Source organism: Halococcus sp. PRR34 (genome assembly GCF_028617175.1).
Taxonomy (GTDB): Archaea; Halobacteriota; Halobacteria; order Halobacteriales; family Halococcaceae; genus Halococcus; species Halococcus salifodinae.
The window spans coordinates 236,675-260,452 of record NZ_JAQJDA010000001.1 but is presented as its reverse complement, the minus strand read 5'-3'; the positions used below and the strand labels follow the sequence as shown (position 1 = coordinate 260,452).

Annotated in this window: 29 protein-coding genes; 7 read left to right on the top strand and 22 right to left on the bottom strand. The window is 66.3% G+C overall.

All coding sequences use genetic code 11. From position 1 onward, the window contains the following. Positions 1 to 4: 4 nt before the first annotated feature. The 15 genes from PHA81_RS01320 to PHA81_RS01250 all read right to left on the bottom strand — a co-directional run bounded on the left by PHA81_RS01320 (position 5) and on the right by PHA81_RS01250 (position 13,843). Positions 5 to 220, bottom strand: coding sequence for a heavy metal-associated domain-containing protein (locus PHA81_RS01320; protein WP_005045957.1), 216 nt, complete (start codon positions 218 to 220; stop codon positions 5 to 7). Positions 221 to 401: 181 nt separating this feature from the next. After that, positions 402 to 1,223: an ion transporter gene (locus tag PHA81_RS01315; RefSeq protein ID WP_049910412.1), complete on the bottom strand. Its 822-nt coding sequence runs from the start codon at positions 1,221 to 1,223 to the stop codon at positions 402 to 404. Between the two features lie 86 nt (positions 1,224 to 1,309). Then, on the bottom strand, positions 1,310 to 1,624 hold the full coding sequence (locus PHA81_RS01310) for a hypothetical protein (protein WP_005045961.1): 315 nt from the start codon (positions 1,622 to 1,624) through the stop codon (positions 1,310 to 1,312). A gap of 94 nt (positions 1,625 to 1,718) precedes the next feature. After that, positions 1,719 to 2,633, bottom strand: a complete 915-nt coding sequence (locus PHA81_RS01305; protein WP_005045963.1) for a hypothetical protein — start codon at positions 2,631 to 2,633, stop codon at positions 1,719 to 1,721. A gap of 43 nt (positions 2,634 to 2,676) precedes the next feature. Then, positions 2,677 to 3,027, bottom strand: coding sequence for a hypothetical protein (locus tag PHA81_RS01300; RefSeq protein ID WP_005045965.1), 351 nt, complete (start codon positions 3,025 to 3,027; stop codon positions 2,677 to 2,679). After that, the gene (locus PHA81_RS01295) at positions 3,024 to 3,344 is read right to left on the bottom strand and encodes a hypothetical protein (RefSeq protein ID WP_005045969.1); all 321 of its coding nucleotides are present in this window, start codon (positions 3,342 to 3,344) and stop codon (positions 3,024 to 3,026) included. Before PHA81_RS01295 ends, PHA81_RS01300 begins: the two co-directional genes overlap by 4 nt. Before the next feature lie 17 nt (positions 3,345 to 3,361). Then, complete coding sequence (locus PHA81_RS01290) at positions 3,362 to 3,835, bottom strand: helix-turn-helix transcriptional regulator (protein WP_005045971.1); 474 nt, start codon at positions 3,833 to 3,835, stop codon at positions 3,362 to 3,364. Beyond that, positions 3,819 to 5,453: a cbb3-type cytochrome c oxidase subunit I gene (locus PHA81_RS01285; RefSeq protein WP_005045973.1), complete on the bottom strand. Its 1,635-nt coding sequence runs from the start codon at positions 5,451 to 5,453 to the stop codon at positions 3,819 to 3,821. Before PHA81_RS01285 ends, PHA81_RS01290 begins: the two co-directional genes overlap by 17 nt. Before the next feature lie 12 nt (positions 5,454 to 5,465). Next, a complete protein-coding gene (locus PHA81_RS01280; protein WP_005045975.1) occupies positions 5,466 to 6,881 on the bottom strand; it encodes a hypothetical protein in 1,416 nt (471 codons plus the stop codon). A gap of 268 nt (positions 6,882 to 7,149) precedes the next feature. Then, positions 7,150 to 8,601, bottom strand: a complete 1,452-nt coding sequence (locus tag PHA81_RS01275; RefSeq protein ID WP_005045977.1) for a permease — start codon at positions 8,599 to 8,601, stop codon at positions 7,150 to 7,152. A 346-nt stretch (positions 8,602 to 8,947) separates the two neighbouring features. After that, on the bottom strand, positions 8,948 to 9,946 hold the full coding sequence (locus tag PHA81_RS01270; protein ID WP_005045980.1) for a hypothetical protein: 999 nt from the start codon (positions 9,944 to 9,946) through the stop codon (positions 8,948 to 8,950). Positions 9,947 to 9,961: 15 nt separating this feature from the next. Further along, the gene (locus PHA81_RS01265) at positions 9,962 to 11,188 is read right to left on the bottom strand and encodes a hypothetical protein (protein WP_005045981.1); all 1,227 of its coding nucleotides are present in this window, start codon (positions 11,186 to 11,188) and stop codon (positions 9,962 to 9,964) included. 2 nt (positions 11,189 to 11,190) lie between these two features. Continuing rightward, positions 11,191 to 12,261 carry a TIGR00341 family protein gene (locus PHA81_RS01260; RefSeq protein WP_005045983.1) on the bottom strand — a complete coding sequence of 357 codons (1,071 nt, stop codon included), beginning with the start codon at positions 12,259 to 12,261 and terminating at the stop codon, positions 11,191 to 11,193. 591 nt (positions 12,262 to 12,852) lie between these two features. Then, positions 12,853 to 13,101 (bottom strand): hypothetical protein, encoded by a 249-nt coding sequence (locus tag PHA81_RS01255; RefSeq protein WP_005045986.1) that lies wholly within the window; start codon positions 13,099 to 13,101, stop codon positions 12,853 to 12,855. A 184-nt stretch (positions 13,102 to 13,285) separates the two neighbouring features. Next, positions 13,286 to 13,843 carry a hypothetical protein gene (locus tag PHA81_RS01250; protein ID WP_005045989.1) on the bottom strand — a complete coding sequence of 186 codons (558 nt, stop codon included), beginning with the start codon at positions 13,841 to 13,843 and terminating at the stop codon, positions 13,286 to 13,288. Between the two features lie 583 nt (positions 13,844 to 14,426). On the opposite strand from PHA81_RS01250, the gene PHA81_RS01245 reads away from it, so the two are divergent. Both PHA81_RS01245 and PHA81_RS01240 read left to right on the top strand, forming a co-directional pair. Beyond that, positions 14,427 to 14,630 carry a heavy-metal-associated domain-containing protein gene (locus PHA81_RS01245; RefSeq protein WP_005045993.1) on the top strand — a complete coding sequence of 68 codons (204 nt, stop codon included), beginning with the start codon at positions 14,427 to 14,429 and terminating at the stop codon, positions 14,628 to 14,630. A gap of 51 nt (positions 14,631 to 14,681) precedes the next feature. Further along, positions 14,682 to 15,536 (top strand): DUF2182 domain-containing protein, encoded by an 855-nt coding sequence (locus tag PHA81_RS01240; RefSeq protein ID WP_005045996.1) that lies wholly within the window; start codon positions 14,682 to 14,684, stop codon positions 15,534 to 15,536. Here the strand turns inward: PHA81_RS01240 and PHA81_RS01235 are convergent. Beyond that, positions 15,520 to 15,846, bottom strand: coding sequence for a hypothetical protein (locus PHA81_RS01235; RefSeq protein ID WP_161606978.1), 327 nt, complete (start codon positions 15,844 to 15,846; stop codon positions 15,520 to 15,522). The two genes, PHA81_RS01240 and PHA81_RS01235, sit on opposite strands and share 17 nt — an antisense overlap. A gap of 58 nt (positions 15,847 to 15,904) precedes the next feature. Between PHA81_RS01235 and PHA81_RS01230 the strand changes: the two genes are divergently transcribed. Genes PHA81_RS01230 through PHA81_RS01215 form a run of 4 tightly spaced genes read left to right on the top strand, consistent with a single transcriptional unit; the run spans position 15,905 to position 17,732 of the window. Next, complete coding sequence (locus PHA81_RS01230; RefSeq protein ID WP_005046000.1) at positions 15,905 to 16,318, top strand: nascent polypeptide-associated complex protein; 414 nt, start codon at positions 15,905 to 15,907, stop codon at positions 16,316 to 16,318. Further along, positions 16,315 to 17,076, top strand: coding sequence for a methyltransferase domain-containing protein (locus PHA81_RS01225; protein WP_005046002.1), 762 nt, complete (start codon positions 16,315 to 16,317; stop codon positions 17,074 to 17,076). Before PHA81_RS01230 ends, PHA81_RS01225 begins: the two co-directional genes overlap by 4 nt. A 60-nt stretch (positions 17,077 to 17,136) precedes the next feature. Then, a complete protein-coding gene (locus tag PHA81_RS01220; protein ID WP_005046005.1) occupies positions 17,137 to 17,352 on the top strand; it encodes a hypothetical protein in 216 nt (71 codons plus the stop codon). Positions 17,353 to 17,354: 2 nt separating this feature from the next. After that, positions 17,355 to 17,732 carry a hypothetical protein gene (locus PHA81_RS01215; RefSeq protein ID WP_005046008.1) on the top strand — a complete coding sequence of 126 codons (378 nt, stop codon included), beginning with the start codon at positions 17,355 to 17,357 and terminating at the stop codon, positions 17,730 to 17,732. 33 nt (positions 17,733 to 17,765) lie between these two features. On the opposite strand, the gene PHA81_RS01210 is transcribed toward PHA81_RS01215, so the two are convergent. Together PHA81_RS01210 and PHA81_RS01205 are read right to left on the bottom strand one after the other, a co-directional pair. Beyond that, positions 17,766 to 18,368 (bottom strand): hypothetical protein, encoded by a 603-nt coding sequence (locus PHA81_RS01210; RefSeq protein WP_005046010.1) that lies wholly within the window; start codon positions 18,366 to 18,368, stop codon positions 17,766 to 17,768. 474 nt (positions 18,369 to 18,842) lie between these two features. Continuing rightward, a complete protein-coding gene (locus tag PHA81_RS01205; protein ID WP_005046012.1) occupies positions 18,843 to 19,103 on the bottom strand; it encodes a transcription factor TFIIS in 261 nt (86 codons plus the stop codon). 116 nt (positions 19,104 to 19,219) lie between these two features. Between PHA81_RS01205 and PHA81_RS01200 the strand changes: the two genes are divergently transcribed. Then, a complete protein-coding gene (locus PHA81_RS01200; RefSeq protein WP_005046014.1) occupies positions 19,220 to 20,569 on the top strand; it encodes an MFS transporter in 1,350 nt (449 codons plus the stop codon). Positions 20,570 to 20,838: 269 nt separating this feature from the next. Here the strand turns inward: PHA81_RS01200 and PHA81_RS01195 are convergent, their stop codons facing one another. The 4 genes from PHA81_RS01195 to PHA81_RS01180 form a co-directional block, all read right to left on the bottom strand. Next, a complete protein-coding gene (locus PHA81_RS01195; protein WP_005046015.1) occupies positions 20,839 to 21,606 on the bottom strand; it encodes an enoyl-CoA hydratase-related protein in 768 nt (255 codons plus the stop codon). A 63-nt stretch (positions 21,607 to 21,669) separates the two neighbouring features. Beyond that, positions 21,670 to 22,239 (bottom strand): HemK2/MTQ2 family protein methyltransferase, encoded by a 570-nt coding sequence (locus tag PHA81_RS01190; RefSeq protein WP_005046017.1) that lies wholly within the window; start codon positions 22,237 to 22,239, stop codon positions 21,670 to 21,672. After that, entirely contained in the window at positions 22,239 to 23,402 is a 1,164-nt protein-coding gene (locus PHA81_RS01185) for a mechanosensitive ion channel family protein (RefSeq protein ID WP_080510331.1), read from the bottom strand. Before PHA81_RS01185 ends, PHA81_RS01190 begins: the two co-directional genes overlap by 1 nt. A gap of 127 nt (positions 23,403 to 23,529) precedes the next feature. Next, positions 23,530 to 23,679, bottom strand: coding sequence for a hypothetical protein (locus PHA81_RS01180; RefSeq protein WP_005046021.1), 150 nt, complete (start codon positions 23,677 to 23,679; stop codon positions 23,530 to 23,532). Positions 23,680 to 23,778: the final 99 nt, after the last annotated feature.

Below are 23,778 nucleotides of genomic sequence, written 5' to 3'. Positions count from 1 at the left end.
ACGATCAGTCGGCCGTGTGATCGATCACCTCGTATCCGAGATCGGCGACGACCTGCTCAACGTAGCTTCCGGTCGTCGGGTGTGGCGTGGCGAACGCGACCACGCCCGTCTCGTGATCGGCTGTCACGTCCGTGACGTCGCCGACCGCGCCCACCTTGTCTTCGACGATCGCTTCACATCCCGCACACGTCATCCCGTCGACGTCGATTCGGTGACGCATAGTCTGTGATACCCACGGAGGCGGCTTAAGCTACCAACAATCTGAGAAAAAATGGATCGGACCGATCACACGTCGACGATGGTCGGTCGACGGTTCAGCCGCGCGTTTCGACCGGTGCTTCGCCGGCGTTCCGTCGTTTTTGGATGATCCCTTCGGAGGGTGACGACGGTTCCAGGTAGATTCAATCGAGATCGTGACCGCAGTGGGGGCACTGGTCAGGGCCGGGATCGGTGTCGGCGTCGTCCGCGATGAACCCCGAAGCGAGGATACTGGCGGGGAGCGCGACGAGGCCGGTGCCGAGCACCGCGACCGTCGCGCCGAGGAGTTTCCCGAGCGGCGTCACGGGGTAGACATCGCCGTAGCCGACCGTCGTCAGGGTCACGACGCCCCACCACAGCGCCGCCGGAATGCTCGAAAACGCCTCGGGCTGGGCGTCGTGCTCGACGAAGTACATCAGGCTCGATGCCAGCGTGAGGAGGAGACTCGTCCCGGCGATCGCGACGATCAGATCGCCGGTTTTCCGCTTCACCACCCGTTCGAACCGCGCCACCGACCGTGAGTATCGCGCGAGCTTGAACAGCCGGAGGAACCGGAAGAGCCTGAGCGCGCGGAGCACCCGGAGGTCCGAGACGAACACGACGGTGCCGAGATAGAAGGGTGCGACGGCGAGCAAGTCGATCACGACCGCGGGCCGCGTCATGAATCGCAGGCGGCCGAAAACCGGATGGTCGTCCTTCTCGGTCGCCGTCGCGGACCAGACTCGGAGGACGTACTCGGCGGTGAACACGCCGACCGAGACCAGTTCGAAGGTATAGAAAACGGCCTGGTAGCGGGTGAACAGCGGATCGACCGTACCACAGACGACGGCGACGACGTTGCAGACGATGAGCCCCGCGATCAGCCAGTCGACGGCCTGTGCGGCCGGTCCTCCCTTGCCGACCGTCAACAGGAGATGTGTCGAGCGCTTTGCGTCTCGATACCGCGCTCGAAGGTGACGTAACATCGATGAGACTGAAAGCTCGGCAAACGTCGACGTCGCTGCGTGTTTTCGGTTACGCCCGATGCATTCTCGTGGTCTCGAAACGGGTGTTACGGACCGAACTCCTCCTTGTGATCCTGATAGAGGATGCCCGTGAACAGGGCGAACGGGACCAACCCGAGCACGGCCAATCCCAGTCCGGCCCCGAGGAGTGCCGGGACGTTCGCATACCGGATGAAGTACACCAGCACGCTGATTCCGGCCCCGATGAACGCGACGACGCTCGTGATCGCCAACCCGAAGCTCCACTTCCGCATCCGCCATCCGAGGTTCTCCGAGCGCCGGAGCATCTGGATCAGGACCGCGATCGGCGGGATCGTCAGCGCCACCAGCTGGAGGAGGTTCAGCGCGACCTCTTCACTCACCGGCCGCCTCCAAAACCGATGATCGGCCGCCGTTCGATCGTGCGTCGTCGCTCTCGGACCGTCCGGATGTGTTTGGTTCGTGCATGTGTCGTGTTCAGCGTTCGATGATCGTTCCGTCCTCGCCGACCGCGACGTCGGTGGCTCCGAGCGCGATCCCCCAGAGGTCGGATTCAGTCGGGGAGTCGATGCCGCGCCAGCCTCGGCCGGGCGTTCGTTCGATGACCGCTCCACTCTCGCCCACCGCAACTGCGCGCGTTCCGTCATCGTGGCTCGCAGCGTGTTCGTCGCTGGCGAGGCCGTGAATCGCCGCCTCGCCGACCGAGAGCGGTGTCCAGTTGCCGCACGCGCGGTCGTAGCGATAGAGCATGCCGTCACCGCCGCCGACGAGCAGTGTCCCGTCCGCGGTGCACATTCCGTAGAAGTTGACCTGCGCGCAGTCGATCCCGATCTGGGCCCACTCCTCGTCGGCGGTTGCGAAGACGCCACCGCTGGTGTCGGCGGCGTAGCAGGCAGTCGCGTCGGCAGCAAGTGTGGCGATCGTCGAGCCACCACCGGGTTCGGTGACTGCACCGTACTGCGGACAGCCGCGGTCGTCGAACCCGATCGGGAGCAGTTCCCCCGACCCGTTCGCGACGCAGAGGCGCTCGTCGTCGGGTGTGCCGGCGACCGCGATCGCCTCCCACGTGCTCGTCTTCTCCATCGGGGCGGTGTAGTCGTACTTCCGGCCGGAGGTGGTGTCGTACATCCCGAGCGCGCCGCTGTCGCCCGCGAACCAGCACCGCTCGCGGTCGGGCGTGACCGCGGCGCAGGTGAGCCGGTTGCGCTTGGTCGCTGGCCCGGCCCCGATCACCGTCGTCCATCCAGCCTCGTCGCGTGCGAGAACTACCCCGTCCTCGCCGACCGCGTACGGGCCGCGGACGGTTTCGACGACGCCGAGAAGCGTCTTGTCGGTCGGTGAATCGATCGCTCGCCACTCGGTGCGGTCCCTGTGATTCGTCGTTTCGGTCATGGTGTGCAGTAATCGGTGTGGGTCGGGAGCAGCGCCACCAGTCTCACTGAAACCCGCCGAGCAGGAGGACGGAGAGGCCGTTCGTCATCACGAGTGCGATCGCCCACGCGACGACGCCGACCCCGACCGCTGTCGGGGGGCGCGCATCGGTCCGGTGGCCGACGACGCCGACCCACGCCGCGGCCGGCAGGATCGCTCCCAGGAGGGGGATCCAGCCGAACAGCAGCGCCACGACGACGGCGAGCACCGCGCCGACCGCTGCGGTGGCGAACGACTCTTCGCCGGTGGGCGTCGCCCCCCCTGCCCCCAGCGGGACACCGACGTAGATCGTGAGCCCGCCAACGAGGACCCCGACGACGAGGTTCACCAGCGCACCGAGGAGTCCGGCGATCATCGGTCGAGGAGCTTCGTGTGCGCCGTGGTCGTTTCGAGGTCGTCGACGTCGAACGTGGCGGCGTGGAACAGCTCGCCATCGGCCGAGAGCAGCATGACGAGGTGGACCTGGCTCTCGGGGTCGGGATCGGGGAGGACGTACAGCTCGTAGAAGTCCTCCGTGCCGTGCTCGCCGACGGTGGCTTCGAGATTGCCGGCAAGCAGGTCGTTCAGGTCGGCCAACAGGCCGTCGTCACACGTGATGTCGGGCGATCCACTCGTCCCCGCGCCCGCGTCCGTTCTTCCTTCGTGGCTCGGATCGGTGTGGTTACTGCTCATGATCGTTGGCCCCCAGTTCAGGCTGCCTCACCAGGGCCATCGAGAAGACACCACTCGCTCCACGCGGTGTGGGCTTCGAGGTACTCCCGTGCCGCCGCGCTCGCGCGGTAGGCGTTCGTCCGCCCGTCGACCGGACGCTTCTCGACCAGGCCCTCGTCGACGAGTTCGCGGAGGTTCTGGTAGAGCCGACCGTGGTTGATCTCCTCGTCGTATGCCTCGCGGAGCTCGCGCTTGATCTCCACGCCATTCGGATTCGTCCCGTCGAGGCTGACGACGACGAACAGCACGTCGCGCTGGAACCCCGTCAGTTCGGCGAGGGGCTGTGGTTCGTCCGGAAGGTCGGGTGCCGGTTCGTCGGTATCGCTGGTGGTGTCGTACACGGACATGGCAATCACGACGGCTCGCGCCGTCGACGCCGCGACCGGGACTCGAACCCGGCGGTCGGCCTGGCTACCGAACACGGTGGAATCGCTGCTACGCACGCTTGTCATCCGCAGTTGTCGCCGCCGAATCGGGACGGGATTCGGCCTCTTCCAGACGCTGCTCGAACCGCTGCCACTCCCGGGTGAACGCCCCGCTTGCCTTCAGGTTCCAGATGTCGGCGGTCTCGACGATTCGTCCTGTGCGCCACGAAACCAATATATTCCACAGCCAGAGCACCTGACCGAACCCGATCAGGTACGCCCCGAGAGTGGCGAGCTGCTGGGTGGTGGCGAACCGGACAGGATAGGACGCCATCCGTCGCGGCAGCCCGCCCATCCCGGCGACCAGCATGGCGAGGAAAGCGATCACCACCCCGATCGTCGTCAGCCAGAAATGCGCACGGGCGAGGCCGGGATCGAACAGCCGGCCCGTCAGGAGCGGGAACCAGTAATAACACGCCGCGAACAGCGCGAACACCACCATCCCGACGAGCACGAAGTGGAAGTGACCGACGACGTAGTACGTGCCGTGATACAGCAGATCGACGGGCACCGAAGCCAGGAACACACCGGTGACGCCGCCGATGATGAAGTTCCCGATCGCGCCGACACAGAACAGCATCGGTGCGGTCAATCGGATCGTGCCGCCCCACATGGTGGCGATCCAGTTGAACGTCTTGACCGCGCTCGGCAGCGCGATCGCGAGCGAGACCGCCATGAAGCTCGCTCGGAGCCGGGGATCGATCCCGGTCGTGAACATGTGATGAGCCCACACACCGAAGGCGAGCACCCCGATCGCCAGCGTCGAGTAGACCACGAACTGGAAACCGAACAGCTTCCGCCCGGTGAACTTCGGGATGATGTGGCTGAGCAGGCCCATCGGCGGGAGCGCGAGGATGTACACCTCGGGATGGCCGAAGAACCAGAACAGATGCTGCCAGAGGAGCGGGCCGCCCGCTTCGACCGCGAAGAAGGTCGTCCCGAGGTTGCGATCGAGCAGCAACATGACGACCGCGCTCCCGAGCACCGGAAACGCGAACAGGACGAGCCCGCTCGTGGTGAGCACCGTCCACGAAAAGATGTCCAGCCTGTGCCACCCGACCAAATCGGCGCGCTCGGTGACGATCGTCACGACGAAGTTGCCCGCACTCAGGAGCGTGCTGACGCCGCTCAAGTGGAGCCCGAGCAACACGAGATCGAGATCGACGTTCGGGGCGCGTCGCGACAGCGGCGGGTAGAGCGTCCAGCCGGTCGCCGGTGGGTGAATGTCGGCGATGCCGAGCAGATCGGCGACGATGCCGGCGCGCATGAGGACGAACGCCGCGGGGAGCAGCCAGAACGCGGTCGCGTTGACCCGCGGGAACGCCATGTCGTCAGCGCCGATCAGCGACGGCACCACGTAGTTCGCCAGTCCAAAGGCGACCGGGGTCGCGAAGAGAAAGAGCATCGTCAGGCCGTGGGTGGTGAACAGCTCGTTGTAGGTCTCGGGCCCCCAGACGTCGGCCGACGGGGTGAGGAGCCCGGTTCTGAGCAACATCGCGTCGAAGCCACCGAGCAGCCCGGCTGTGGTCCCGAAAACGAGATACAGCAGCCCGATATCCTCGTGATCGACGGTGGTAACCCACCTGAGCGCACCGCGAAGTTTCTCGCGGTCGTCGGTCGTTCGGTCGGTGGGTGGTCCTGCCATACTGAACGCTCGTTATCCGGTGTCGGTGGATTCGCCACCGAGTCGCGTCACGCCCACGAGGAGTTCACGGACGCCGACCGCGCCGACGACCGTCGCGAGACCGAACGCGAGCGTCGGGCTCACGGCGTACAGCACGCCACCGACGAGAGCGCTCGGAACGCGCAACGCGGCCCGTACCGTTCGGTAGCCGCGACGATCGTCCGAGATGTCGTTCGCGGCGCCAGTCTCCGTCGTCGTGTCATCCCCCGTTGTGATCGAATCGACGAACGCATGGCGGGTCGGGAGACCTGCACGATACAGCCCGAACGCCGCGAACAGACCGGCGACGATGGCCGCGTTCGCGGGCGCGCTGACCAGCGCGATCGGAAACAACGCTCCGACGAGGAGAGTGCCGGCGACGACGCGCTCGCGGCCGATTCGACTGGTGAGCCGCGTCAGCGGTCCGGTGGCAACGAGTGCGACGCTCATCTCGGCGATCAGACACACACTGAAGAACGCGTCGGGCCGGAGCCGGTGGCCGAACAGCGTGACGTCGATTTTGAGCACGCTCGTGACGGTGATCACAAGAAACACCGAGACCATCCCGACCGCGAACTCCACGAGCGCGTCGCCGACGAGGGGCTGGCGGACCGATCGCGGCAGCGAGCGCAGCGAATCGAGCGCGGATCGGATCGGCTCGTCACGGATAGCGATCCATCCGTCTTCCATCGTTTCGTCGTCCGCCGTCTCGCCGTCGGTCACACCGTCGGAGCGACCGTTCTCCGTCGTCGAATTCGCGCTCGCAGCCGGAATCTCGTCCTCGTCGAGCACCGCGAGGAGCACGGTCGTCGTCAGTCCGATCGCGGCCGCGAGGCCGAGCACGACCTGGATCGCCGTGATCGCTGGCGAGATCAGGGTCAGAAAGCCGACGGCGATCGGCAGGCCGGCGAGCAGCGCGACGTACCGTGGCGTCCGCGCGTGGCGAATCACCTGCGGGACGCGATCACGGATCCGCTGTGGAACCACGCCGATCGTGGCGGCGGTCTCCGGCCCGACGGCCTGCCACGACTCGATCAGCGCGAGGCCGACGAACACCAGCGCCACGGAGCGCAGACCGTCAGTCGGGCCGAGCTGCGGCGCGACCAGCCAGCAGACCACCCCGAGCGAGGCGAGAGCCCCCACGACGGGGGCCGCGCTCGAACCCAGCTGCTCGGCCACCGAGCCGAGACGGGGGACGGTCACCGCGAGCAGGGTTGCGCTACTCCCGAACAGACCGATGACGATCGGTCCGTTGCCGAGCAGTCGGAGGTACTCCGGGGCGTATCGGATCGCGGTGTAGAGTGCAACGTTGAACGCGACGACTGCCACCGACGCCGCAGCGTCGCCAGCCACGTTTCCCTCGAAAACGCTGGCGTCGGTCCGGGGTGCGGTGGTACTGTCGCTCGTCATCGGTGGTTCGTGCGGGAGTGAGAGAGCATTCTGTGAGAATCGGTCGCGATGGTCGAAGTACCGTTCGCGATCGTGAGGTCGTCAGGAACGTCCGGCGATCAGTCGGGTTGCTCGAACGCGTCCCTGAGACGTTCGATTGCGTCGTGAACGGTTTCGCGGAGCTGTGCAAGCGATGGGTATTCAGTGTCGTTCGTCATTGTCGTGTGTCGGTGAAGTGGGTGGTCGGTGTTCGGTACGTCCGGCTGCAGATCGGTCGGCGAACGTCGTCCTACCGGAGGTTTCGCCCCTCCGTGTAGAGTGTCGAGCAGGCGGCGCGCACGGCTCCGAGCGCCATCCGGAACGCGCCGCCGATGGTCACGATCCCCGCGCCGATCGAACGCACGCCCGCACCGAGCGTCCGGCCCGCGTCGCCGAGGTCGGCGAGAAACGCGCCGGCCGTCTGCACGAGGAGATCGGTCGCGTCGAGTACCGTCTCGAACCCGCGCCACGCGGTTCGGGGGAGCCCACGGACTGCCCTCGCCATCCGTTCGGGACCGTAGGTGACGTACACCTGCGCGAGGAACACCGGGGTGAGCACGAGATTCAGCGTCGTGGTGTACCCGCCCGAGAGCGTGCCGCCGACCTCGGTTCGTGGCGGGACGAGTCCGAGCCCGCCGAGGAGGTAGTGAGCGGCCACGCCCGCGACGACCGCCGCGACGAACAGCGAGGCGAACAGCACGGCGGCCATCCGCGCCCCGTAGTACCGCCGGTAGGTCCGCACCAGCGGCGGGATGATGAGGTCGGCGTAGATGAACGCGAGCACGCTCCCGAACGGGAGTCCGTTGGTCCAGAGCACGAGCGCGAACGGCACGTTGCCGACCGAGCACATGAACGTCACCACGCCGATGACGACCGCGATCACCGTGTCGAACACCACGGGTTGAAGCCCGGTCTCGGCACCGAACAGCGCCGCCCACCACGCCTCGGGGACGAACGCGCCGATCAGCCCCGCGAGAACGAACCCGAACGCGATGTCCTCCCAGAGCATCTCCCAGTCCTTCACCGTCTTCTTACAGGCGGCGTCCCAGCCGTCGACGGTGAACAACTTCTCGGTCCACGAGACTGCTGAACCTCCCGTCTCGCCGTGCTGGCTCTCGTAGGCACGCCGACAGCCACCACAGCAGAAGTACTTCGTTCCGCCGGTGGTTTCGGCGGCGATCGTCTCCTCGTCGGTCGGATCGGCCTCCATCCCGCAGGCGTCGCAACTCGTCTCCTCGACGTCGTGGAGATGCTCGCGCGCGGCGTCGAACCAGCGCTGGGGGACGACGTTTCGGAAGATCACGGCGAGCACGCAGATCGCGATCACGCCGCCGAGATACTCGCCGACCACGAACTCCCAGCCCAGCAGGACCCACATCACGAGCCCGAGCTCGATCACGAGGTCGGTGCTCGCGAACAGGAAAGCTCCGAGGCTCGCGACGCCCGACGCACCCTTCTTGAACAACGATTTGCTCGTCCCGGCCGCGGAGTACGAACAGCTCGACGAGGCCGCCCCGAACGCCGAACCGAGCGCGACCTCGCGCCAGCCGTCGTCGCCGAGCAGTCGGGTCATCCGCTCCTCGCTCACGAACACCTCGACTACGCCCGAGAGGGTGAACCCGAGCACGAGTGCCCACCACGTCTCCCAGGTCATCCGGGCGACGAGGCGGAGCGCATCGGCGAACGAAGCAGTGACTGACATGATCGTGGCTATGGTTCGATGAGTCCCAAGTCGTCGAGGTGTTGTCTCGGTGTTCGCAGCGGTTCGGCCGAGGCCTGAACACGCCCGAGGCTCGGGAGGATCAGTCGACAGGAACGGGCCGAACCCGCTCGAAGCGGTTCCGTCTCGCCGTAGAAACTACTGGCCATCGTCCCGGGGCTCATCCACGTCCGGTTCCCGGACGCGTCACCCCAGGTGGGCGTGCATGCTTCCGTATATTCTACGGTGTAATAAATCATTCCCTCTGTGAGATTATCTGTCCTATCGAGTTTATTCGGGATCGACGGTACCGATCGGTCGCGCGGTTCCATCGGTTCGGCCGCCGTCATCACTGGAAGTTCTCGAGGATCGTACCGTCGGCCCCCACGGCGACGTCGGAGTACTCGACCGTACCGAGCGCGACGCCGTGAAGCGTCTTCGACACGGATGTATCGGCCGCCGACCACTCGTTGCCGTCGACGGTGACGACCGTCCCGCCGGGGCCGACCGCGGCTCCGCGGCCGTCCCGTCGATCGACCGCGTGGAGCGCGTTCTCGACCGACGCGACCGAGATCCAGTTGAACCCGTTGTAGAGGAAGATCGATCCGTCGTCGGCGACGGCTGTCACGGTGTCGGCGTCGAGGGTCGCGACGTCGTGAATACCGGCACTCACGTCGTCGATTCCGATCGAGCGCCACCCGCCGTCGGATCGCTTTCGGGAGACGTTACCGTTGGTGTCACAGAGATAGCCGGTCGATCCCCGCATGGTAATGGCGTTGACGCTGTCGCCGTCGGTGGGTTTCGTGACCTCGCTCCACTGGATGGTTCCCTGCTGGTTGCGGCCAACGAGGAGTTCGCCGGAGCCATTGATAAGCGAGATTCGCTCAACGCCAGCTTGGCCGACGACCGCGACGTCCGCCCACGAACTCGTCTTCTCCTTCGGGGCCGAGCGGTCGGTCAGTTCGTCGTCCGCGACATCGTAGTAGCCCGCCGCGCCGCTGTCGCCGCACACCCATACGCGCTCGCCGTCGTTCGTGACGGCCGCGCCGGTGAGTCCGTTGCTCGCTCCACCCGGCCCGCTCTCGACGACAGTCTCCCAGTCGTCGTCGCTCCGGGCGAGCACACGGCCGCTCTCGCCGGCTGCGACGGGGCCCTCAGTCGAGAACACCACGTCGTGGAGCGCCTTCCCGGTCGGCGAGTCGACGCGCTGCCAGCCGTGGGCCGCCGTCGAGTTGCCCGTCAGACAACCAGCGAGTCCAACTGTGACCGCGCTCCCCGCGAACGCGAGCACGCTCCGTCTGGAGCAGCGGCGCGTCCGGGTCGGCGTGGTCGAGTCATCGTGCGTCATCGATACACCCCCGACTCACCACTCCTCCTGGCGATAGTCCGGCGTCTCACCGCGCGGCGTGAACGCGCCGGGCGACGCCGTGCGCTTCGCGATCGTGGCGATCCGGAGGATAAAGGAGAACAGCACGGCGAACGGGGCGAACGCGACCGCGAGCGCCATACTCACGAACACCACCATCCCGGGACCGTGACCGCTCGGCGGTGCGCCGTCGGCGAAGATCAGAATGAGGAACGCCGAGACCAGAAACGCACTGAGGCCGGAATACACGATGAGCCGCGAGAGTCGTGCGAGCTCCTGTTGGATGTACAGCGCCTTGTAGTACTGTCTGAGAATCGACAGTCCACGGTACATCTCGCGGAGATCGTCGAGGAGGGTGTCCGCACGTGCAGTGAGCGCGTCGGCGGACTCACTCTGGATGCGTCGCGCGGCGTTGATGTTCTCGGCGTAGCCATCGCCCATCATCGGCAGCAACACGTCGATGAGTGGGAGGTTTTCCTCGTCGGCTCGGGCTGTGAGCTGCTCGACCTGTCCGATCACCCCCTCGACGTACTCGTCGACCCGTTCGCGCAACCCCGCGTCGCCGCTCTCGACCCCTGCCTCGCGCAGCGACTCCGCCTCCCGCGACAGCACCCGGGCGGCGACCGCGAGGAAGGCCCCCGGATCGGTCGGGCTCACGGCTACGTCGGGAAGGCGTTCCTCGACCGTCCCCCGGAACGCCCGGACGCTCTCGATGCGCTCGCGCAGCCGATCGGGCGTGCCGAACAGTTCGGAGATCGTGAGCTGGTTGACCGCGACCACTATCGGCACGAACGAGAACAGCCCCGAGATGATCCCGCCGAACAGGCTCGTGACGAACCCCGCCTTGGCGATCCCAACGACGTCGGTGAGGCCACCGATCAGCGCCACGACGAACACGCTCGCCACGAGCCCGCCGACGATCGCCCAGCGGTTGCCTTCGAGTAGGAGCCATCTCCGTGCGCCGATTCGACGTTCGCGGTCGGTGAGATACGTGATCGCGATCCGGCCGCCGGCGACCAGCAACCGGCCGACGATCCAGACGAACCGCACGACGAACGCCACCACCGGCCGAAGTGCCGGCACGATGGTCCCGAGGACGCCGTCGGTGCTGTCGTCGCTCGGTTCGGTGTCGATCGATTCGTTGTTATCGGTTGGTTCGGCGTCGCCGGTCGGTTCGTTGCCGTCGCTGTCGTCGGTTTCGTCAGGCACAGTGTCATCGGTCATGGTTACAGGAGCAGTCCGGCGAGGCCGGCTAGCGTGCCGGTCGCGAGATGCGCGAGGAAGGTCGCGAGCACGATCACCGCGGTCGCGAGCACGATCACCCGCCGCAGCATCGTGCTCCGGGCTTTCCGGAGCTCCGACCAGCTCTGTGGGTGGTAGCCGAGATACCAGAGGCAGATGATCGCGGCGAGGTTGATCGAGAGGATGTTGAGGAGGACGACGGCGGCGGAGCCGAGAACGGCGGTCGGTCGTCCCCACGCGATCCCGACGCCGACGACCCCGAGCGGCGGGATCACGGCGGCGGCGATCATCACCCCCACGAGCCCGATGGTCGCGCTGGTCGAGAGGCTGATCGCGCCCGCAAAGCCCGCGCTCAGCGCGATCACCACTAGCAGGAAGCTCGGCGCGGTGTGGTTGCTGAGCTGGAGCACCCGATCGACGTTCAATCCCGTGGGAATGAACTGGGTCGAGCGGATCAAGAGGGCAAATCCGACCGCGCTGGCGATCGCCACCACCCCGCCGATCGCTTGGAACTTCAGGCTCCGAGCAAAGAGTTTCTGGTCGTCGATGACCGTCGCCACGCTGGTCGCCATCGGCGGCCCGATCAGCGGTGCGATCACCATCGAGCCGACCAACACGGCAGTCGATTCGAGCATCACCCCCGCTGTGGCGACCACCGCGCTGATCGCGGTCATCAGCGAGTAGATCACGAGGTCGGGGATGAGATCGGCCGCCTTCGAGTGGAGCTCGCTCCGTGAGATCCCCTGATGGCCGAGCCCTTCGACCTGCTTGTAGAGGTCGTCTGACTCGCCCAGTCGATCCGAGGTGATCGTCTCGGGCTCGACCACGACGGTGTACATGTCCTCGCCGAGATCGAGCGCCGCGAGCTCGTTCTGGATCGGTTCGACGGTGTGTGACGGCAGCGGGAACGAGATCGTTGCCGACGTATCAGGATCGTCGGTGTGGTCGGAGACCGTGTAGTCGAGATCGTTCGCGTCGAGCACGTCGAGCACCGTCTCGCGGGTGCTTTCGGACATCGTGATGATCTCGACCAGCCGCATGTCCTTGCGGGCCATCTCAGCCCACACCTCCACGTTGCGGGCGATGCGTCGAGACGAGTTCGATAGCGATCCAACCTGTCAGGGACGTCGGTTGACGGTCGACGTCCGTTCGAGCGTATCGGTGGGTCGTTTCCATTTCAGCGAGAGCTATCGGTGATGAGTCCAGCAGTCGAGAACGTCGAAACGATGGCCGCTATCGAACGGCGGGCGGCACATCGCTCTCGTGGTCGTCGCGGTCGCAAGCGGTTCGTCGTCGATACCACCAGCATACCAAGAGCAGCGTCGTGATCATCGATAACGAAACGGGACGCCGGTCGGGTCACGTCCGCGAGTACCCTCGCCTTCGGTCAGCACCGTCGGTCGATCGGCGGTCCGCTGTGATCGAAACCCGGCGGCTGCGAGGCTGTCGGCCGCGGAGGTCATCCACGCCCGCCGTGGGCGCGTCGTCCGGCGTCGCTCCGTGACCGACGATCGATCGCCGGCGGAGAAAAGGACACCAGATCGTACAGCACGGTAGTCTGTGCTGCCGGAGAGCGCTGCCGTCGTCGCTCGTCGGGGCGACTGTTCCCCGTTACCGACCACCGGATCGGCGTGCGATCGCGGCGCTCAGTTGACTTCGGGTTCGTGTCGCGGCGCTGGTTCGGGCTCGGGTCCGGTCCCGCCGATGAGCGATCTCGCGGCTTCGAGCGCCTCCAGCCGGTCGCCGATCTCCGCGAGGAGATCCGCGCGTCGGGCGCGGAGTCGCGCCTCACTGTATCCCGCCTCCGACTCGGCCGACTCGTCGAGGAGTTCGACGAATTCGGCGAACAGTTCGCGCTCGGCGAGGTCTTCCGGTGGTGTTTCGCGGATTCCCATCGGTAGCTACCACCGCGTCCGCCGACAACTTCGGTTTTTCTAGTCATAGACTAGAGAAATTGTGTGTCGTGACACGTGGCTGCCGAGGCGATGGGAGCGCTTCGGGCGAACGCTGCCGTCACGAAGACGGAGTCAACAGCGGGTGTGCGCCGTGAGCAGGCCTGAAAGCGAGCGCTGACGGTCGTCAAAACTGGAGGAGGTCGGCGGGCGCAACGGCTTCGTCGAACGCACGGGCGTGCAGATCGGCGATCGTTTCCCTGATTGCGGACAGTTGGTCGATACCGGTGCCACAGTCGGTCACACAGCGAGCGGTCACGTCGTCGGCGTACTCCTCGTAGCGGAGTCGGCCGTGACAGTGTGGACACCGCGGTTCGGCGTGGGCGTGCATCCAGTCGACGTCGTAGCCGGCCGCAGCCAGCCGCTTTTGGAGGGCGTACCAGACGTGAACGTCCCACGATTCGGTGCCCTCGGCGGTTCGTTTGAGCCGCGCGAGTGCGAGCGCCGCCTTCCGGTAGAGCGCGTCGTCGGTCGGGTGATGGGTGGCGTGACACCGTCGAAACCGGTTGAACAGCGCGGCCTTCGACGATCGAGCCGCGCCAGTGGTGAACTCGCCTGCCGTCGCGGACGCCAGCGACTGCTCGTCGGCGGTGACGACGCGCCGTGGCCGTCCCTGGTCGTCGTACTGTTGCTCGTCGGAAAGCGATGCCCCGGTCTTCGGACAAAACGCGTCTTCCCCAATCATGGTTGTACTCACTACTGATCGAAAGAAACCGCTGCAGCCCGGCGGGACGCAGTATCCCAGCCGTGTTCACAGCGAAAAGTCGTGGCCTGAGCTTGTATCGAGCCGCGGTGATTGTTCGCGCTCGATGGCTCGTCTGATTTCCCTCGCAACGCCGTGGTGCGCCCGATGAATCCACGCACGACCCCGTGCTGGTCGGTGGGACGTCATCCGCGCCCCGACGGGAGCGCGTCGTCCGGCTCGGGCATGCGATAAATCCGTAGAATACTCCGGGCAAAAAACGTTTCGTCGATGTCGTCTACCGGAGAATCGTACCGAACAGCCGGTTCGCACGGGTCGAAACCAGTTCGTTGGCGGGTGATCGAGGGGGCCACAAGCGAGGACGCTCGGCGTTCCCTTCGTCGAATTTTCGAGCACACCTACGATCGTGGGTTGGAGCCGCCGACACGTCAGCGCCGACGAGATCGGGTTTCGATCGTGTCCCGAACGGTGCTCGGAATCCGCGATCGTCGCTGTAGAACGATAGACGAACTTTCCACAACGTGTCGTCCCGTTAAGTTGTTGGTAGACCTCTCGCCGAACGCGCATGGTGGAATACACCTTCCAAGTAGCCGATATGAACTGCCGAGGCTGTGAAAACATGCTCCGAGAAGGGGTTACCAGCTTGCAAGGCATCGCGACCGTCGAGACTGACTCGCCAACGAACACGCTCGTCGCGCGCGGCGAGTCGGGGATGGAAGACCGCGTTCGGCAGGCGATCGCCGAGCACGGCTACAGCGTCGCGGAGTAGCCGGAGCCGCGCTGTTCGAACAGGAATCAGCAGTTCGTTCACTATCCAATCATGAGTGTCAGTACCGAAATCGCGGACAGGGTGAAGAACGGCGTCGGCCAGTTCGAGATCGATTTCGACCGCACGACCACGACCGTGGTCGCCATGATCGGCCTCGACGTGCTCTGGTGGGTCATGCTGTACAACGGGAACGTCCCGATGCCGGGGATGACGTGGCTGATGGAGCAGGCCATCCCGATGGCTACGCCGGGGGCGATGGAACTCGGTGTTTTCCACGTCGGAACGCTCGGTGCGATCGTGGGGTACGTCTCGATGTGGGGCGTGATGATGTGGGCGATGATGCACCCCGCAATGCTCCGATTCACTCGGGAGTACGCCGCTGCGTACCAGGGGTCAGCGGTCGGGGCGACGACGGCGGTGACGGCGTTTCTCGCGAGCTATCACCTCGTCTGGGCGCTCTCCGGCGTGATCCCGCTCGGGTTCCACGCGATACTGCCGGGTGGGATCTACGGGTTCACGCAAGCACACACCCACCTCGTCATCGGCGGCGTGCTCGTGCTCACCGGTCTGTACCAGCTCTCGTCGTTCAAGCGGTGTCGACTTCGGGCGTGCTGTGCGCGTATCGACCCGCACAGTCAGGGCGTCATGGTGGCGTTGAAGAAGGGGTTCGATCACGGGATCAGCTGCGTGTTGATCTGTCTCGGCCCCTTCTTCCTGCTCATGCCGTTTTTCGGCGAGATGAACTTCTTCTGGATGGTCGCACTCACCGGCCTTGCCACCATCGAACGCCTGCCCGACTGGGGACGTGAGCTGGCGATCGCGACGGGGATCGTCGCCTTGCTGGCCGGAGTGGGTGTGCTTGTCCTCCAGCCGGATCTTCCGATCGCGTTCACCATGTCGATGTGAGATGAACGGGATTCACGAACGACCGATCGTGCGGATTGTGGTGGGCGGGATCGCTACTGGATTGTTCGTCCTGTTCGGGTTCGCTGCGGTCGGCTATCTGCTGTCGGGCGACGCGTTCGGCGTAGTGACGCTGAACGTCGGTCTCGCGGTGGTCACCGGCGCGCTTGCTTGCCACGAGTTTCGCGCGTTCGATCGCTGTTGCAACCGATAGCATCAGCCGTCCCTCCGCTTCGCTGGCGATCGCTTCCCCGACTGCCGAAACGGCGCTGCTACGAGCAGCGTTCGTGGGTAGCGGCCCGATGTCGGACACACCGAGCCTGCGGTGGCGAACCCGAAGGGACAAGACGCTGGCTACCGTCCCGTCGGCCATGTTCGGAGGAGGCGGCGGGATGAACCCGCGCAAGCTGAATCAGATGATGGAACAGATGGGCATCGATATCGAGGAGCTCGATGCCGAAGAGATCGTGATCCGCACCGGCGACGAGGAGCTCGTCTTCGACCAGCCCGACGTCCAGCGAATGGACGCCCAGGGCCAGGCGACCTACACCATCACCGGTGAGCCCGAAACGCGGCCGGCTGGCGGTGGCGAAGAGGCGACGCCGCTCGGAGCCGGCGACGACGGCGGGAGCAGCGGCGATGGCGACGAGAACGGTGGCGACGTGATCCCCGAGGAAGACGTCGGGATCGTGTCCCAGCGTACCGGCGCGAGCGAGGACGACGCGCGCGAGGCACTCGAAGCGACTGACGGTGACCTCGCGGCCGCCGTCTCGCGGCTGGAGTGACCGCCGTTCTGCTGGTCACCGACGACCGCGAGTATCTCCGCGAGCCGGGCGAGACCCTCGAAACCGATCTCGGCGTGCTCGACGTACCCGACGACGTCGAGCCCGGTGAGGCCCTCGAAACGCACCTCGGGACCGAGTTCCGGGTGCGGGAGCTCCGCGGCCCCGACCTGTTCAATCACTTCGATCGCACCGGCGCACCGATGATGCCCCGAGACATCGGGCTGATTGCGGGCCACACCGGCGTCGCGACCGGCGATTGCGTGCTCGACGCCGGGACCGGAACCGGCGTGCTCGCCGCGTATCTCGCGCGGGCTGGTGCGTCGGTGGTGACCTATGAACAGGACCCCGAGTTCGCCGACGTGGCGCGCGAGAACATGGCGCTCGCCGGCGTCGCCGGGGCGGAGTCGGAGGACGAAGCCGAGTCGACTCCCGAGCCAGGTAGCGCTGCGGTCCGGGCCGGTGACGTGCTCGACGAACTCGACGACCTCTCGGGGTTCGATCTCGTGACCCTCGACACCGCCGACGCGCCGGCGGTGGTCGAGCACGCGCCGGAGCTGCTGGTTCCGGGCGGGTTCCTCGCGGTCTACTCGCCGTTCGTTGAGGATTCTCGCGCGGTCGTCGAGAGTGCCCGCGAGGCCGGTCTCGCCGTCGAGACCTACGAGACCATCCAGCGTGAGATGGATTTCGACGAGCGCGGCACCCGTCCCTCGACCGCCGGCGTCGGCCACACCGGCTATCTCGTGTTCGGCCGGAACTAACGGCCAGTTCTTCGGTTATCTGGGGCTATAAGCCCGTCACACCCCGAGCGAAGGTGGACCATGAGTGAATCCGAACCCGAGGAGCGACTGGACGAGACGACGACGTGGCCCGAACTCGCGATCGGACTCTACGACCGGTTGACCGGCCGCGGCGCGGAGATCACCTACGAGTTCGAGGAGATGGAGGTCGCAGTACCGTCGAAAGCCGGCGAGGACGCCGACCACGCCCACTGGCACGTCGACGGAACGCTTCGGATCACGACGCGCGAGCCGTAGCCGTGAACGCCTCGCGCGCGCTCGTGGCGATCGCTGACGAGGACCTCGCGCCGCTCGACGTGAGTGCCGACCTCGCGGTGTCGATCGACGGCCACGAGGTCACGATCGAAGCCGCCACCGACCGGCTTCACGTCGCGGTGCCGACGGTTGGAGTCGCGGCGACGCTGGTTCGGCGAGCGCGTGGTGTGCTTCCTGAGGCGGCGCGGGTGCTCGCGGCGGCCGACCTGACCGCAGTGGTGCGGGTGCGTGGGACGGTCGTGGCCGTCCTCGGCGCGGAGGCGCGTCCCGGTCGGCTCGGCGAGCGACTCGACGCGCCCCTTCAGGTCAGCGCCGACGGCGCGCTCACGGCGGCGATCCGCGAGGCGCTGTCGACGCGGTGATCGGCTGTGGAGACAGCTGACCGCACAGCCGCTCTACTTGACGGCCCGTAACAGTTCGAGCAGTTCCTCACGGTCGGCAGCCGGATCGAACGTGTACTCGACGCCGAGCACCGCGAGCAGCGCGTCGAACCCCTGTTTTGGGTAGGCCCCGCCAGCTATCCGGAACGATCCCTCGTGAATCCAGACGGCCAGCCACGCCTCGATCGCGATCTCGCCGTCGTAGTCGCTCGTTGCTATGGCGTGGCGCGCGGTGTACTTCGTGAGGCGAGCGCGGTCGCCGCTCTCGGTCCACATTCGCTCGGTGCGGCTGCGGTCGATGGCGCGGAACCCACGGTCTTCGAGCCTGTCGACGAACGCGCGGCGCGCTTCGGCGACCACGGTGGGACGGATCATCGCCGGTCCGACGCCGGCCGCGAGCGGCGGGCGGAAGGTGAGTCGCGTGGCGAAGAAAAACCGCCACGGGCCGTCGAGGCCGCCGTCGGACGCCGTCTCGATCGCGTCGCGCCGGTTAGCGTCCTCGTAGACGAGCGTGTGGCCCTCGACCCGGACAGCGGAAAGCTGGAACACCGTCTCGGTGGAGTCCTCGGCGCGCTCCCACCCGCCCTCCGCGAGGCGTTCGTCGGGAACCGACGGCATTGGTGATGGTGCTACGCGCCGAGTGCTCTTGAAGGTCGGCGGTGGCCGCGGTGCGGTTGCGGTCGTGTGGTTGCGGTGGCGGCCGTGCGGTTGCGGTGCGGACCTGGCGGATGAAGGGCGAAGCGCGCGAGCGACCGCAGGGAGCGAGTAGCGAACGGAGTGAGCGCGTGCTGAGGGCTTCGACGGAGCGGTTGCGGTGGCGGGGCGGTTCCTCGGAGGATCGAGGGCGAGGCCCGTAGGGCCAAGGGCTCGGGCGGTGCTGTGCGGGGCGGTTGCGGGGAGCGCCAGCAGTTCTACCGCGAGTGAGCGTCGAGCGGCGCTACGCGCCGCTGACCGTTCGAGCGGGCCTTCGGCCCGCGAGAAGAAAGCGAACGAGCGGGCCGAGGAACCCCCGAAGGGGGTGACGACGGCTTTTGATCCACATTTTGCCAGCGGAGCGAGCGTTAGCGAGCGGAGCGTAGCAAAAGGTGGGGGCTAGTGATCGTCCTCGCGCCAGCTGTGCTCGCACTCGGTACAGACGAAAAACCGGGTTTCGGACTCGTCGGCCGCCCGGATCTGCTGCATGTACCAGTACGCGCGGTCGTTGTCACACTCGGGACACTCGACGTCGGTCGTCGGCAGGCCCCGGTCCTCGGCGTCGGTGACGTCGATGATCTCGGACTGTTCTTGTGACTCGGTGGTGCCAGTCTCGCCGGTGATCTCCTCGAAGAGATCGGCGTATTCGTCGTCTGCCATGATGGAATCACGCGCTGAGCGCGGTCGCTCGCGGTTGGTTCCTCAGCGGTTTAAATCGACTGGGTTCCGTGCCACGAAGCAAACTGTGATAGGTTCGCAGGGCGTGGCGTCGGTAGATGGTTTTTCGACGCTTGTGGGAGTGGTTTCGCGCCACGTTCCTCGGCACCGACCGCCGGGTGCTCGTGCTCGCGCTCGCTCGGATGGCCGACTCGATCGCGAACTCTTTTCTCATCGTGGTGTTGCCGCTCTATCTCGCCAGCGGGCAGATTCCGATCGAAGGGTTGGTCGGCATCGAGGTGGGTCCGATCACGGTGTCGGAGGAGCTCCTCATCGGGATCGTGCTCTCGCTGTTCGGCTTTCTCAACAGCCTCGGCCAGCCGTTCACTGGTCGGCTGTCGGATCGAACCGGTCGACGCCGGCCGTTCATCCTCGGCGGACTCGCACTGCTCGGGGTCGCGAGCGCCGCCTACGCGTTCGTCGACAACTACTACGCGGTCGTCGCCTTCCGGATGCTCCAGGGACTCGGCGCGGCGCTCACCATCCCGGCGACGGTCGCGCTGGTGAACGAGCTCGCGACCTCGGTCGATCGGGGCGAGAACTTCGGCGTGTTCAACACCTTCCGGCTGCTCGGCTTCGGCCTCGGACCGATCGTCGCCGGCGTCCTCATCACCGGCGGACTGTCCGGGACGAGCGTCGTCACGTATCGACTGTTCGGCACGACGGTTTCCGGCTTCGAGGCTGCGTTCGCCGTCGCCGTTCTCGGCGCGGCGGTGAGTTTCGCTCTGGTGACGCTGCTGGTTTCGGACCCGCCGGAGACCGAGGCCGCCGCCGGCGAGGATCTCTCGGTGGCGATCCGCGATCCGACCGGCGAGCACCTCTTCGATCCGGTGTTCACCCTCGGCCTCGCCACGCTCTTCATGGCCATCGGCATCGGCCTCTTCGCGACGCTTCAGGAGTTGATCAACAGCCGACTCGACCAGGGACCGTTCCTGTTCAGTGTCGAGTTCGCCGCCGTGGTCATCGCGAACGTCGTTCTTCAGGTTCCGATCGGCCAGGCGAGCGACCGCTACGGCCGCCGCCCGTTCATCGTCGCCGGATTCGTCCTGCTCGTCCCCACGACGTTCGTTCAAGGGATCGTGACCGAACCCCTGCTGATGATCGCCGTCCGGCTCGGCCAGGGCGTGGCGGTGGCGATGGTGTTCGCACCGGCACTCGCGCTCGCGGGCGATCTCGCTGGCGAGGGTCAGTCGGGCACGCAGCTCTCGATCCTCACGATGGCGTTCGGGCTCGGCGTCGCCATCGGCCCGCTCGCCTCCGGCTTTCTCGTCGGGTTCGGGTTCGTCTACCCCTTCGCGTTCGGGGCCGTGCTCGCGGCGATCGGCCTCGTGTTCGTCTACACTCAAGTCGAGGAGACGGTCTCCGATACCGCCGCGCCAGGTGGCGACATCGTCCCGCAGGACGACTAACCACCCACGTTTTTAGACGGGGGAATCGCGCCCTTCGGGCGCTCAACCCCCGACCAAAAACCTGGACCAAAAAAGCCGCTCGTTCGCCTGACGGCTCACTCGCGGTAGAACTGCTGGCGCTCGCCGCAACCGCCCCGCACAGCACCGCCCGAGCCCTCGGCCCTACGGGCCTCGCCCTCGATCCTCCGAGGAACCGCCCCGCCACCGCAACCGCACCGCTGCCGCAGTCAAAAACCAACGATCGCCGTCAAAACGTCGTATGGTCGCTGTTACTCGAACTCGGGTTCTCGATCCTCGACGAACGCAGCCATTCCTTCGCGCTGGTCGTCAGTACCGAAGAGGCCGCTCCACGCCCGGCGCTCGTAGGTCAGCCCGGCCGACTGGTGTGTCTCGTGGACCTGGTTCATGGCCTCTTTCGCGGCCTGAAGCGCGTGTTTCGGCTTTGCGGCGAGTTCGGCGGCCATCCCGGCGACGTGATCGTCGAGTTCGTCGTGCGCCACGACCTCACCGACGAGCCCGTGCTGGTGGGCGTCCTGGGCGTCGACGCGCTCGCCGAAGAACACCAGCCGGCGGGCGAGTTCGTCGCCGACCAGCCGCGAGAGGCGCTGGGTCCCGCCCCAGCCAGGGACGATCCCGAGATCGATCTCGGTCTGGCCGAGGACGGCGTTCTCGGCGGCCACTCGGAGGTCACAGGCAAGCGCGAGCTCACAGCCACCACCGAAGGCGTAGCCGTTGATCGCGGCGATCACCGGGGCGGGGAACGTCTCGATCGCGTCGGTCACCCGATGGCCGAGTTCGGCGTAGGCCTGCGCCTCCGCGACCGAGAGCTCAGCCATGTACGCGATGTCCGCGCCCGCGACGAACGCGTCATCGCCCGTTCCCGTGAGAACGAGCGCGCGGGCGTCCTGGGCCTCCACCAACGCCTCCTCCAGCGCTTCGAGGGTGTCGGTGTTGAGCGCGTTCAGCCGATCGGGGCGGTCGACGGTGATCGTCGCCACACCGTCCTCGCGGTCGAGATCGATCGTATCCCACGACATGCGCCGGTCGAGGATCGGCAGCCACAAATCGTTTCGCAGTCCACACCGATCACCGAAAGCGGATCAGTCTCTCACCAGCCGAAGGATCGACAGCGTCTCGAACGGGAACGGGTCCTCGGTGACGGTCTCGCTTGCGAACCCCTCGGCTGCGGCGTGGTCGACGATCGTCTCGACGCCAGCGAGGCTACTCACGAGCAAGAGGACTCGTCCATCGGGCGCGAGCACGCGACCGACATCCGCGAGGAACGGTTCGATGACCGCTCGCCCGGTCTCGCCACCCGACAGCGCCACCCCCATCCAGTCGTCAGCCGCCTCGTCGGGCTCGGTCGGGAGATAGGGTGGATTGAACGTCACGAGATCGAACGCATCGGCCGCGAACGCGGTCGTGAGATCCGCTCGAACGGCGTCGATCCCTGCCTCACGAGCCTGCCGGCAGGCGTGGGGGTTTCGATCGACACCCACGACCTGCGCTCCGGCCGCTTGCATCTGCGCTGCGACGTAGCCCGATCCCGTACCGACATCGAGCGCGCGGTCGGTCGCCGTGACGTCGGCCGTCGCTGCGGTCGCGAGGAGATCGGAGTCCTCGGCGGGTTGGTACACGTCGTCGCGTTCGCGGCGGTCGTCGAGCCCCATCAGTCCTCGCCGCCGTTGGCTGCCGTGGTCGATCCCCGTGCTCGGTCACCTGATCCAGTGCGTTCGGGCGTGCCATGTCCGGTGACGTCGACGTCCGACTCCGGGCGAGCGGTGAGCGTCCGCTGGGGGAACGGGATGGTGATCCCCTCGCGATCGAAAGCCGTCTTCACCGACTGGATCACGCTGGTCTTCGACGCCCAAACGCGACGAGCGCTCGGCTTGTCGACCCAAAACCGGAGTTCGAGCACGATCCCCGAGTCGGCGAACCGTTTCAACACCGTCCGTGGCGAAGGGACCTCTCGAATTCGGTCGTCGTGGTCTTCCATCGCTTCGGTGGCCACTGACATCGCGTGATCGAGGTCGGTCTCGTAGTCGACGCTCACCTCGATGTCGGCTCGGAACCGATCGTTCTCCGAGCGGTTGATCAGCGGATTGCTGGTGACTTCGTTGTTCGGGATCAGTACGTGCTCGTCGTCGAACGTCCGAATCTTGGTGTTGACGATAGTCACGTCCCGAACCACGCCCTCGTGTTCTTCGACCTCGATCCAGTCGCCGACACGGAACGGCCGTGAAAAGAGGAGCACGAACCCGGCGGTGATCGCACCGAGGGTGTCGCGTGCCGCGTAGCCGAGCACTGCCCCGAGCACGCCCGCACCGACGAACAGCTGTCCCGGATCGATGCCCCAGATGACGAGGAGCCCCATGAACGCGAACACGAACACCCCGACGTCGGCGACGTGATACGCCACTTCGCTCTGGTGGTCGGTGATCGCGTCGTACTCCTCGGAGAGCCGATCGATCGAGCGGTTGATGAGTCGGATGAGGAGGTACGCGATCACGAGGACCGCGATCGTGACCAGTACGCGAGCCGCCTCGAAACGGGAGATGGACGCCGATTTGACGAGATATTCGACGAATCCGGTGACGTGCCAGACCACGGCCAACGCGAGGACGACACCCACGGTGAGCACCGCCACCGCGCCGGCCTGGGTCGCCTCGGTCAGCCGCGAGCTGTACCGTCGTTTGAGCGGTCGACCGGCCCGTCTGATGGCCTCGCCGACCACCGCCAGCAGCCCGAACAGCACGACGGTCCCGAGCAGTTGCTCGCCGAGCGTGTGGAAGTACGCCTGCTGCAACTCCTTTGCGTACTCGAAGACGTTCATCGTCGCGTCCCATCGCGGACATCGATGACGGCCGGTCGTCTCACTACCGGTTTCGACGGTCGAGCAGTCGACCGACCGTTCGAGACGGAACCCGACCGCCGAGACACAGAACAGTCGCGTACCCGATTCAAACGGCGTCGAACCGCTCGCCACCGCATTCCGGACAGAGCTGCCGGCGCTCGTCGAACTCCGCGAGACAGTCGGTACAGCGATACGTCCTCGTCTCGTCGTCCCCGTCGGAAAGGATCGAGTCCCGCACCTCGTCTACGACGCCCATACCCATCCGTGCACCGCCACCCGTTTTTCTTCGCTGCATTAAATCGCCGGGAACCCACGAACGCGGCGGTCACGTCGAGCGGTTCATCGACCCCGATCG

Excerpts from the sequence above, each read along its gene's own strand:
- PHA81_RS01320 (WP_005045957.1), bottom strand. The coding sequence starts at position 220 with ATGCGTCACCGAATCGACGTCGACGGGATGACGTGTGCGGGATGTGAA.
- PHA81_RS01315 (WP_049910412.1), bottom strand. The coding sequence starts at position 1,223 with ATGTTACGTCACCTTCGAGCGCGGTATCGAGACGCAAAGCGCTCGACA.
- PHA81_RS01305 (WP_005045963.1), bottom strand. The coding sequence starts at position 2,633 with ATGACCGAAACGACGAATCACAGGGACCGCACCGAGTGGCGAGCGATC.
- PHA81_RS01300 (WP_005045965.1), bottom strand. The coding sequence starts at position 3,027 with ATGATCGCCGGACTCCTCGGTGCGCTGGTGAACCTCGTCGTCGGGGTC.
- PHA81_RS01295 (WP_005045969.1), bottom strand. The coding sequence starts at position 3,344 with ATGAGCAGTAACCACACCGATCCGAGCCACGAAGGAAGAACGGACGCG.
- PHA81_RS01290 (WP_005045971.1), bottom strand. The coding sequence starts at position 3,835 with ATGACAAGCGTGCGTAGCAGCGATTCCACCGTGTTCGGTAGCCAGGCC.
- PHA81_RS01285 (WP_005045973.1), bottom strand. The coding sequence starts at position 5,453 with ATGGCAGGACCACCCACCGACCGAACGACCGACGACCGCGAGAAACTT.
- PHA81_RS01280 (WP_005045975.1), bottom strand. The coding sequence starts at position 6,881 with ATGACGAGCGACAGTACCACCGCACCCCGGACCGACGCCAGCGTTTTC.
- PHA81_RS01275 (WP_005045977.1), bottom strand. The coding sequence starts at position 8,601 with ATGTCAGTCACTGCTTCGTTCGCCGATGCGCTCCGCCTCGTCGCCCGG.
- PHA81_RS01270 (WP_005045980.1), bottom strand. The coding sequence starts at position 9,946 with ATGACGCACGATGACTCGACCACGCCGACCCGGACGCGCCGCTGCTCC.
- PHA81_RS01265 (WP_005045981.1), bottom strand. The coding sequence starts at position 11,188 with ATGACCGATGACACTGTGCCTGACGAAACCGACGACAGCGACGGCAAC.
- PHA81_RS01260 (WP_005045983.1), bottom strand. The coding sequence starts at position 12,261 with ATGGCCCGCAAGGACATGCGGCTGGTCGAGATCATCACGATGTCCGAA.
- PHA81_RS01255 (WP_005045986.1), bottom strand. The coding sequence starts at position 13,101 with ATGGGAATCCGCGAAACACCACCGGAAGACCTCGCCGAGCGCGAACTG.
- PHA81_RS01250 (WP_005045989.1), bottom strand. The coding sequence starts at position 13,843 with ATGATTGGGGAAGACGCGTTTTGTCCGAAGACCGGGGCATCGCTTTCC.
- PHA81_RS01245 (WP_005045993.1), top strand. The coding sequence starts at position 14,427 with ATGGTGGAATACACCTTCCAAGTAGCCGATATGAACTGCCGAGGCTGT.
- PHA81_RS01240 (WP_005045996.1), top strand. The coding sequence starts at position 14,682 with ATGAGTGTCAGTACCGAAATCGCGGACAGGGTGAAGAACGGCGTCGGC.
- PHA81_RS01230 (WP_005046000.1), top strand. The coding sequence starts at position 15,905 with ATGTTCGGAGGAGGCGGCGGGATGAACCCGCGCAAGCTGAATCAGATG.
- PHA81_RS01220 (WP_005046005.1), top strand. The coding sequence starts at position 17,137 with ATGAGTGAATCCGAACCCGAGGAGCGACTGGACGAGACGACGACGTGG.
- PHA81_RS01210 (WP_005046010.1), bottom strand. The coding sequence starts at position 18,368 with ATGCCGTCGGTTCCCGACGAACGCCTCGCGGAGGGCGGGTGGGAGCGC.
- PHA81_RS01205 (WP_005046012.1), bottom strand. The coding sequence starts at position 19,103 with ATGGCAGACGACGAATACGCCGATCTCTTCGAGGAGATCACCGGCGAG.
- PHA81_RS01200 (WP_005046014.1), top strand. The coding sequence starts at position 19,220 with ATGGTTTTTCGACGCTTGTGGGAGTGGTTTCGCGCCACGTTCCTCGGC.
- PHA81_RS01195 (WP_005046015.1), bottom strand. The coding sequence starts at position 21,606 with ATGTCGTGGGATACGATCGATCTCGACCGCGAGGACGGTGTGGCGACG.
- PHA81_RS01190 (WP_005046017.1), bottom strand. The coding sequence starts at position 22,239 with ATGGGGCTCGACGACCGCCGCGAACGCGACGACGTGTACCAACCCGCC.
- PHA81_RS01185 (WP_080510331.1), bottom strand. The coding sequence starts at position 23,402 with ATGAACGTCTTCGAGTACGCAAAGGAGTTGCAGCAGGCGTACTTCCAC.
- PHA81_RS01180 (WP_005046021.1), bottom strand. The coding sequence starts at position 23,679 with ATGGGCGTCGTAGACGAGGTGCGGGACTCGATCCTTTCCGACGGGGAC.